Below are 8,613 nucleotides of genomic sequence, written 5' to 3' on the forward strand. Positions count from 1 at the left end.
TGTGTTGTGCTTATGTTGCTTATTCTTCATTTTCCTCAAATATAATAATCTCGGGTGGGTCAGGAAAAACTGTCAATCCGTAATGAACGGAATCAAGAAACGAAATCCGTTCGCTATCTTCATTCATTTCGAGACGAGTTTCATTGCTTAAAATGAAATCATCGGCTGAAACAGTACCCAAAAACACATTTGAAAAATATATTGTGTCCCGTCCGTGTATTTTTAATCGCATTTTTGTTTCTGTATCACCGAGTAGATTATTTAATCCAATCTGGATAGAGTTTTTTGGTGGCAGAATCAAATCCATATAACTGTTTCCACACCAACTAAACCACCAATATTGAATCGGCTTCCATTCACCTTTGCTGTCAATTGCCTCAATCAATCCAATTAAGCTTCCATCTTGATTTGGAAAAAGAATCGTGTCGTTTGAGTTATTCTGAATCCAAACTACCATGTCCATAGAATTTGAAAACTGGTTCTCCGCAAATGCCAATGAATCCCAAAATTCTGAAGTCTTTTTATGGTCAATTAAATAATCTTTATAACTCTTAAATTCAGTCCGTTTATATTTTTTGAAAAAATCTTTCGACCAAGGCTCTTCTTGAGAAAGTCGTTGATAGGATTCCTCCTCACTTGAAATGAAATCAATCGGTTTATTATTTGTATCAGCTATTATAAATCCAGATGATTCTTTAAATCTGATGCTATCAATAATCTGAAATGGATACCATGCTCTATCCATCGAGTCAATTTTCGTGACAGGGCGAGTACAATTAAAATCAGCCTGGGCAAATCCAGAAAGACTAATTATCAAGAAGGTTAATATGTGTACTATGTCTCTCATGCAATTAAGCACAACGGTGTGTGTATGATTTGTTGCGTGTTTCAGCAACTAAATTAGCAAATACAAACCGAATAGAAAATCCGCGAGGATTTTCGTAAGTAGGCGAGTACTAGCAATGAATTATACACGGTGTTGTGTGTTGTGCTTTTCTACAAGTTAAATTTATAGATTTTTATTTTATTAATTAGCCAGTTCTCATATAATCAATCGATTGCCGAATGCAAATATGTCAGTTAACTAGATTAAAATATGTCAAAATTTCATAAAATTAAGCGGGTTTTTTATATAAAAACTAGCTCTGTTTATTTTGGTATTTTTTTTGTTTTAATCAAATCGAAATCAATTAAGATTTCAAATTTGAAAAAATGTTTAATTTAAATTTTTTAATTATGAGCAATTTAGCAACTGTTCCTAAAAATGGAAGTTTAGTTAACAGCAATTCAAATCAAAACTTCCCAACTTTGTCAAATTGGTTAGATGACATTTTTAATAGAGACCTACCATCAGTATTTAATTCAAATTTCAATACTGGTATTACTTTACCGAAAGTAAATATTAAGGAAACTGCTGATGCTTTTGTAGTAGAAATGGCTGTTCCAGGGTTAAAAAAGTCAGATTTCCATCTTAACCTTGATAATCAAGTATTATCGATTTCTACAGAGATAAAAGAAGAAAATGAGCACAAGGAAGAAAACTATACTCGTAGAGAGTTTGGCTATTCCTCGTTCAAAAGAACCTTTAATTTGCCAGAAACTGTAAATGATGAAAAGATTAATGCAAAGTATGAAAATGGTATTTTAAACATTCTTTTACCAAAAAAAGAAGAAGCTAAACAAAAGCCTGCAAGAAGCATTAAGATTTCATAATTGTTTCACTAAATTTTAGAGTGAAATTTTGAGAAGGATGCTGATTTTTTCAGCATCCTCTTAGTATTAAGTTTAACTTAAAATCTAAAGTTATGAAAAAGTGTATTTTATTGTTTATGGTCGGCTTGTTAAGCGTTAGTTGCCAAGGACAAGAAAATGAAACTAAAGAAAATGAAAAAGAAGAAAATAAGACTAACATAGTCGAAGAGCCTAAAGGCACTTGGAAAGTTGATAAAGAATTTGACGAAAATGGAAATTTAATAAGATATGATAGTATTTATTCTTGGTCTTCCGACAGTCAGTATGACAATCTATCTTCTTTCGATAGAGATAGTTTGATGCAATCGTTTAAATCAAGATTTTTTACAAATTTTTCAAGGTTTGAAAATGAAGGATTTGAAGATGTTTTTTCTCAAGATTCACTTTTTAGCAAACGATTTTTTAATGACGATTTTTTTGAAAGTCCATTTGGAAAGGATTTTATGGATATTGACAAAATAAGGCAACAAATGATTGAAAGGCAAAAGAAGTTTTTAGAAAAATATCAATCAGAATTTATCAAGCCTGAAGACGAAAACTAAAAAGTTTTCGTCTTTTTTTCTTGTTAGTTCTGATTTTTCTCGCATTACACACAACGTGTTTGTATAAGAATAGTTGCGGTTTTGTGTGCGAGGATTTTCCGTAGGAAAATCAGATGTAACAAAACAGCAACGACCTTTGGTTTAGCCTAAAAATAGCAATTATTTTTATACGGTGTTAGCATACGTTTTTAGTCTTATTTTTTCGGTCAAATTGATAATTGCCGAGTCAAAATCAGAAACTCTTAACTTGACTTTTTCCTCTCCATATTTTAGTCTTAAAATATCAAATGCGTTTTCGATAATTTCTTTATTACCTTTTTTATTTAAAATGTCACTTAAAATTTGTTTGGTCAAAGAGTCGTATTCATTTTCAGGAGCACCGTTTCTAATCCGTTCCAAAAGGTCAGATTCGTTTATTAAATTTCTAGCAATTTTAAAATCATTATCGAGAGATTCTTTTGTTTTTTGGTTAGAGTTTTTTCTAACATAGATTCCCCAAATACAGTTTGAAAATTCTCCAGCTACAAACTCAATTTTTCTATTTTCTAATTCAATCCAAAACTTGGTAAAGGACTTTTCTTCTCCGTAATTTGGGTCTTTAATTAAAACAGACTCATAGTCAGATTTCCATTTGTAATCCCAAATGTTTATTCCGTCTAATCCACAATATTGGCTATCTCCAATAGTTGCATAATGTATCCAATCTTCGTTCATTTCAAAATGTATGCTAACGGTGTGTATATGGAAAGTTGCGGTTTTGTATGCGAGGATTTTCCGAAGGAAAATCAGAAGTAGCAAAACAAGCAACGCCAATCGGTTTAGCACTAAAATAGCAATTTTTTATATACGTTGTTACCTACAGTTTTATTACTTTCGTTTTATGAGATGGTTTTCATTTACCTTATTTATTTTTTCCATTTACATTTTTTTGTCTTACCATTATGAGTGGGAACATTCAAAAAAGCATTGGCAAAAAGGAGTTCCTTATTCAAGGTTTGACAAAGTATTTGGTTTTTTATTTTCTATAGCGATTTTAATTTTTGCCGTTTTTTTATTTATCAAATCATTTTGATTAAATAACAGAGTATTTTTTATTCAATTCGTCTAATTCAATTAAATGTTTTTTTGTTGAATGTTTATTGATTATAAACTGAGACCATTCGTCTAACAAAATCAGTTTATTAGTTTCTTTTATATTTTCAAATAACGGTTTTGTATTAATTATATTAATTCCATTAGGAATGTCATATTCTATAAATTCAACTTTTGTTCCTGCGAATTCTGAATTTAGTTTTGTTAGATAGTCTATTTCTTTTGTTGTTGCTAATGGATTTAAAATATATTCCCAGCCTTCAAATTCCGCAATAACTTCATAGAGTTCTTCTTTTTGATATTGGCGAATTACTTTTATTCCTCCATCCGAGTGTGAATTGCCTAATATTAGCCCACCAGGTGTTCCATCAATAATTCCATTTCCTTCTGCAATTGGTTTTAAATAAGATAAAGTGAACATTAATTTTCCGTTTCTCTCTATTGGCATTTAGTAAGTTTAAATTGTAGGTAACGTGTTTGTATATGGAAAGTTGCGGGTTTGCGTGCGAGGAATTTCCGAAGGAAATTCAGACGTAGCAAACGTGCAACGACCTTTGATTTAGCACAACACCAGCAATTTTTTATATACGGTGTTATACGTAGTTTTTATTTTTCAGATTATTATTTTTCAAAATGCTATGTCAAAAATATAGTCAAAATAATGATTAGAATTAAGACAGTCAAGGCAATTATTATTCTTTCCTTTTTTCGTTCCGATTCCGCTTTCTTTCTAATTTCAGTTTTAATTCGAGCAAGTTCTTCCTCGGAAACTTTTTTAAAGGTCAGTTTTTCAGATTCACCACTTGAAAAGTTCAAATCTCTATTATTAGATTTAAATTTCGGCTTGTTAGATGTTTTCATAGAACGATTTTGTTTCATTCTATTATTCATATCCGCAACGTGTCCAGCTCCTCCGCTCATTTAATTAATACTTTATTTTCTATTTCAGTTCGGTTTTTCTCAAATTACGTACAACGGTTCGTATATGGAAAGTTGCGGTTTTGCATGCGAGGATTTTCCGCAGGAAAATCAGAGTGAGCAAAATTGCAACTACCTTTAATTAAGCCAGAAACCCGTAATTTTTTATATACGTTGTTAGCTGGCGTTTTTTTCTTTATAATTCTGTTCGAACTCTTCTAATATTTTGTTCAATTCAGCTCGATGAGATTCCGATATATCATAATCCATGTCGTCTAAAACTTCCTTAATTACATAATATTCGTCAAGGTTTTTTATTTTTCCTTTTTCCAGTACTTTTTTTGGAACATTTCTAATTTGAGAAGTCAGAATATTTATTGATGGATAATTGTTTTCTATTAAACTCTTATTCATTTCAGATATTAAGTCAGTCGGCAATTCTTTAAGTCCAGTTAGTGTGTCTCTCAGTCCTTCTTTTAGTCCTCTTCTCGCTAAAGATAGATTCTGTTTTTCCCAACTTTCCAATACCTTTAATGGCGAATAATCAGCATTTGGGTCCATATTGGCATATTTTGCCTCAATTTCCCAAATCACTTTGAAAATCCCTTTGTAAAATTCGTAATTCGATTTATTTATGTTTATCATTTTTAAATGACTGCTAACGGTTCGTATAACCGTCAGTTATCGGTTTGGGTTATATTGTTTTTCGGTTTAGCACTGTCGTTAGCAATTCCGAGTGGATTCGGACCTAGTCGAATCCGCCGTAATTGCGGTTATATAATGTTGTGCCTAGTTTTTTATATATTTTTTGTCATTAGGAATTCCCCTAACCCAAGTTTTAAAGCCAACTCTTTTTCAGTTAGTTTTAAAATGGTTAACTCAGTCGTAGTTTCTTGGGGGATTTTGAGAATAATCTTTTTAGAATCTTTTGTCAATTCCCACTTGCCCTTTTGATTTTCTCCCATCATGTATGCTTCAAATTCACCATTATGATTAAAAGTAAAAGTCATTTTATTGATTATTTCCGATTGTAGCATTGCTAACCCAGCTTCATCAATTTTGTCTTTATTATATGCGTCTTTAAAAGTCCATTTACCAACAATTAATTCATTTGATTGAGAAAATGCCGTATTTGAAATACAGACAAAAAGTAGTAGGATAAGTAGTTTTTTCATATTTATATTTTTCAAATTAGGCACAACGGTTCGTATAACCGTCAGTTATCGGTTTGGTTTACTTTGTTTTTCGGTTTAGCACTGGCGTTAGCAATTCCGAGTGGATTCGGACGTAGTCGAATCCGCCGTAATTGCGGTTATATAGTGTTGGCAATAGTGTTTTTTTGCTTAAAATGGCCATCCATTTATTAATTTATAATCAGTTTTTGGGTCAAATTCAATTCCTATTTCTTTTTTCGGATTCCATTGTTGGTTTATAAATTCTGCTGGATTTTCTGTGATGTCAGTCCAATTAGTGTTCGGGAAAACATAAAGTTTCCAATGGTCAGAATCCCAAGTTCCGTACAATTTTTCATTCGGTAAGTAGAGTAGGATATATTCAGGATCATAATGTTCGCATTTGTCAGTCAGATTGATTGCTGGAATTTCGTAATAAGATTTTCTGCTAACAATTCCCTCAATCCATATTTTACCCATTTCCAATTTGTCAAAGTCAATAATTCCTACAAAGTCAGGTTCCACGGATTTATGGTCGTAAATTAATTCTGATTTTGATTTTAAAAATTCTGTTAAGTCTTTAGGTAAATCCATATTCTGTCCAAATATTGGAAAGGCAATTAAATAAATTAAAATTATGATTCTATTTCGCATTTTGGACATTATTGCCAACGGTCACTTGTAAGTTGTCGTTGCGGATTTCGGAGCTAGTTCCTGTCCGGCAGGACGGAACGATGTTGCGAGAATCCAGCGTACGGCACACAATGAACCCCGCAATGCAATTTACAATTTGTTACCAGTAGTAATTTTTATTTCTAAATCTTTCTTAATTAATGTTTTTATATTTTTTGCATATAATTCGCAATGCATTTTAAATGATTTTTGAGTGACTTTTAGTGATGCAAAAATTCTCAATGGAATATTAAAGAGTTCCTGGTGTAGTTGATGTTTTATGTCCCCAACATCATCTTTAACAACAAAATAATCTTCATCTTCAATTACTTCTGGATAATGCAATCCAGCTGCGTATCCGGTAAGGTTATCTGGGGCGCTATAGACTTCGTCGACTACAACTAAACCATCAAGTTTCGGAATTTTTAATATTATTGAAGCCTCTTCAATGTATTTATATCCCAAATTGAAAATAGAAATATTACATTTTGCAGAGTTTTTTTCAAATACTTCGAATAAATCATGCTTGTAATAAGTACTTTCTACATTTTTCAAGTTTTCTTCAAGAGTTTCAATACTTCTGCTTCTGTATGGTATTCCACCTCCTGAGATTGCAGCATTCATGTAATCCATTGAATTTGAAAGAGAATCAAAATTATAATCTTGCATTCCCAAGCTTTTATATTTTTCTTTCTCTTTTCTTTTTTTGTCTAAAATTGTTTGAATCTTTTCTTTCTTAATTTGAGAGGGTCTTTGAATATCTTCAAAAGATACAAGTTCAATTTGATTTTTTAGATTGTCAGCGATGAAAGTGATTTCAATATCATCATTAAAATATTTTTCATCAGCTTTGTTTTGCATGTACTTGTCAAAATCAGCTCTAACTAATCTCGTTTGATGAGTTCCTTTTCTAATAAAACCTTCTCCTTTAAATAATTTTTGCTTGCCATTTCCATAATCTTTTTTCATCAGATAAGGAGGATTGATACATTTTGAAATCTTTAATACTCCAAGTTTTGTTTTTTCGATTGGAAAGGGAAAGTAATCTAACGAGAGTTCAGGTTCTATATTTTCATGAACCAGTTGTTGAAATGTTGCTGAATCTGTAAGTTCTCCATCTATGCCTTTTATTCCTCTATCTTCAATAGATTTTGGTTTTAATCCAATAATTATAAACCTTTCTTGTGTTGAAAACGCATTAGCCATTGAAAGGACATCTTTTAATAATGAAGAATAGTCCTCTTTCCTGTACTCGTCACGTTTAAAATCGAGTCGAGTATTTTCGTTTTCATAAAGAATTAAATCACGAAGTTCTTCCATCGATGGCTCTGTATTTTTATTATTACTGGTAACGGCTCGTATAACCGTCAGTTACGGGTTAATATGCGTTAATTTTCGGTTTAGAACAGACGTTAGCAATTCCGAGTGGATTCGGACGTAGTCGAATCCGCCGTAATTGCGGTTATACATTGTTATGCACAGTTTTTTATTCAAATTTTACTCCGATTTTTTCTGCTTTAGTTACTAAATAGTTTATAAAAGCACTACACGAAATTAGCATATACTTTGCATCTGAAAAATCAGGTTCAATTGGTGCAATCACTATTGCGTGTCTTATTCCATTGTCCTTATCGTTTGTGTAGGCATATATTTTATCAAACCCAGATTTTAATTGATTGTTTAAATTCAGTCCTTTTGCTTCTAATTTATTTAATGCCTTTCCTAAAGTGTTTTCTCCAGTTATTATTCTGCAAGCAGATTCTACTGCTGAAATTGATTCCTTTACTGAATTTCGATAATTTGGATTTTTCTTGTCAGATATTAAATCAATAGCGTTCGTTAAGTGAATATTAGCACCTTCTAATGCTGTTAGAAATTTTGTTTTTTCTAGTACAGCAGTAACTTCATTAAATTCTAATTCATTTGCTATTGGAACTACTTTTTCATTAATAATTCTATATCCAGCAAATTCCTTTTCTAAAAGGTTATTTATTGATTTTATTATTTTGTTTTTAGTCATTTCATTTGATTGAATGCTAATTATAAATTCAATCAAATCATAAACTTCATACCATTCCGATTTAAAGAATTTATTACGTATTTCTAAATCAGTATCTCCATCGTAATATGGAATGTCATCAATCGGTAGTTTGTAAAAGTTATGCCATAACATTTTAGTGAATTTCTTAAATTCAGGAACACCATAATTGTGTGACCTTTCTAATTCATCTAAAAAAAGCATTTTCAATAAATTCCAAACGCCATTCCTTAATTCTTCATCAATCCAGTCAATTTGAATATCTTTTTTTGCTGGCGTTTGTCCTATTCTTTGTGAAAATCTCATAGTTTAATCAAATTGTGCATAACGTGTTTGGCTATGGTTTCGTTGCGTGAAAATCCGGAAGGATTTTCCGCCGTAAACCGAAGATAGCAAATTAGCGAGGACTTTCCGAAAGGAAAGTCAG

At 31.4% G+C, this 8,613-nt stretch carries 11 protein-coding genes; 2 read left to right on the plus strand and 9 right to left on the minus strand.

Features of this window, described 5'->3' with window-relative positions:
• Positions 1 to 19: 19 nt before the first annotated feature.
• Positions 20 to 847 (minus strand): hypothetical protein, encoded by an 828-nt coding sequence (locus I3217_RS00210; RefSeq protein ID WP_435047706.1) that lies wholly within the window; start codon positions 845 to 847, stop codon positions 20 to 22.
• 389 nt (positions 848 to 1,236) lie between these two features.
• Between I3217_RS00210 and I3217_RS00215 the strand changes: the two genes are divergently transcribed.
• Both I3217_RS00215 and I3217_RS00220 read left to right on the plus strand, forming a co-directional pair.
• Positions 1,237 to 1,713, plus strand: coding sequence for an Hsp20/alpha crystallin family protein (locus tag I3217_RS00215; RefSeq protein WP_435047707.1), 477 nt, complete (start codon positions 1,237 to 1,239; stop codon positions 1,711 to 1,713).
• A 92-nt stretch (positions 1,714 to 1,805) separates the two neighbouring features.
• On the plus strand, positions 1,806 to 2,294 hold the full coding sequence (locus I3217_RS00220; RefSeq protein WP_435047708.1) for a hypothetical protein: 489 nt from the start codon (positions 1,806 to 1,808) through the stop codon (positions 2,292 to 2,294).
• 165 nt (positions 2,295 to 2,459) lie between these two features.
• Here I3217_RS00220 and I3217_RS00225 read toward each other — a convergent pair whose 3' ends face one another.
• The 8 genes from I3217_RS00225 to I3217_RS00260 all read right to left on the minus strand — a co-directional run bounded on the left by I3217_RS00225 (position 2,460) and on the right by I3217_RS00260 (position 8,492).
• A complete protein-coding gene (locus I3217_RS00225) occupies positions 2,460 to 3,008 on the minus strand; it encodes a hypothetical protein (protein WP_435047709.1) in 549 nt (182 codons plus the stop codon).
• Positions 3,009 to 3,366: 358 nt separating this feature from the next.
• Complete coding sequence (locus tag I3217_RS00230) at positions 3,367 to 3,834, minus strand: hypothetical protein (protein WP_435047710.1); 468 nt, start codon at positions 3,832 to 3,834, stop codon at positions 3,367 to 3,369.
• A 188-nt stretch (positions 3,835 to 4,022) separates the two neighbouring features.
• The gene (locus I3217_RS00235; RefSeq protein ID WP_435047711.1) at positions 4,023 to 4,307 is read right to left on the minus strand and encodes a hypothetical protein; all 285 of its coding nucleotides are present in this window, start codon (positions 4,305 to 4,307) and stop codon (positions 4,023 to 4,025) included.
• Positions 4,308 to 4,481: 174 nt separating this feature from the next.
• Complete coding sequence (locus I3217_RS00240) at positions 4,482 to 4,949, minus strand: hypothetical protein (RefSeq protein WP_435047712.1); 468 nt, start codon at positions 4,947 to 4,949, stop codon at positions 4,482 to 4,484.
• Positions 4,950 to 5,101: 152 nt separating this feature from the next.
• Positions 5,102 to 5,479 carry a lipocalin family protein gene (locus I3217_RS00245; protein ID WP_240574632.1) on the minus strand — a complete coding sequence of 126 codons (378 nt, stop codon included), beginning with the start codon at positions 5,477 to 5,479 and terminating at the stop codon, positions 5,102 to 5,104.
• 168 nt (positions 5,480 to 5,647) lie between these two features.
• Positions 5,648 to 6,070, minus strand: coding sequence for a hypothetical protein (locus I3217_RS00250; protein ID WP_435047713.1), 423 nt, complete (start codon positions 6,068 to 6,070; stop codon positions 5,648 to 5,650).
• 189 nt (positions 6,071 to 6,259) lie between these two features.
• A complete protein-coding gene (locus I3217_RS00255; protein ID WP_435047714.1) occupies positions 6,260 to 7,468 on the minus strand; it encodes an AlbA family DNA-binding domain-containing protein in 1,209 nt (402 codons plus the stop codon).
• 166 nt (positions 7,469 to 7,634) lie between these two features.
• Positions 7,635 to 8,492, minus strand: coding sequence for an AbiJ-NTD4 domain-containing protein (locus tag I3217_RS00260; RefSeq protein WP_435047715.1), 858 nt, complete (start codon positions 8,490 to 8,492; stop codon positions 7,635 to 7,637).
• Positions 8,493 to 8,613: the final 121 nt, after the last annotated feature.

Source organism: Formosa sp. S-31 (genome assembly GCF_051172795.1).
Lineage (GTDB): Bacteria > Bacteroidota > Bacteroidia > Flavobacteriales > Flavobacteriaceae > Formosa.

What these genes read in the sequence shown, in the direction of transcription:
- I3217_RS00240 (WP_435047712.1), bottom strand. Translation starts at nt 4,949, where the DNA reads ATGATAAACATAAATAAATCGAATTACGAATTTTACAAAGGGATTTTC.
- I3217_RS00210 (WP_435047706.1), bottom strand. Translation starts at nt 847, where the DNA reads ATGAGAGACATAGTACACATATTAACCTTCTTGATAATTAGTCTTTCT.
- I3217_RS00250 (WP_435047713.1), bottom strand. Translation starts at nt 6,070, where the DNA reads ATGGATTTACCTAAAGACTTAACAGAATTTTTAAAATCAAAATCAGAA.
- I3217_RS00255 (WP_435047714.1), bottom strand. Translation starts at nt 7,468, where the DNA reads ATGGAAGAACTTCGTGATTTAATTCTTTATGAAAACGAAAATACTCGA.
- I3217_RS00225 (WP_435047709.1), bottom strand. Translation starts at nt 3,008, where the DNA reads ATGAACGAAGATTGGATACATTATGCAACTATTGGAGATAGCCAATAT.
- I3217_RS00235 (WP_435047711.1), bottom strand. Translation starts at nt 4,307, where the DNA reads ATGAGCGGAGGAGCTGGACACGTTGCGGATATGAATAATAGAATGAAA.
- I3217_RS00215 (WP_435047707.1), top strand. Translation starts at nt 1,237, where the DNA reads ATGAGCAATTTAGCAACTGTTCCTAAAAATGGAAGTTTAGTTAACAGC.
- I3217_RS00230 (WP_435047710.1), bottom strand. Translation starts at nt 3,834, where the DNA reads ATGCCAATAGAGAGAAACGGAAAATTAATGTTCACTTTATCTTATTTA.
- I3217_RS00260 (WP_435047715.1), bottom strand. Translation starts at nt 8,492, where the DNA reads ATGAGATTTTCACAAAGAATAGGACAAACGCCAGCAAAAAAAGATATT.
- I3217_RS00220 (WP_435047708.1), top strand. Translation starts at nt 1,806, where the DNA reads ATGAAAAAGTGTATTTTATTGTTTATGGTCGGCTTGTTAAGCGTTAGT.
- I3217_RS00245 (WP_240574632.1), bottom strand. Translation starts at nt 5,479, where the DNA reads ATGAAAAAACTACTTATCCTACTACTTTTTGTCTGTATTTCAAATACG.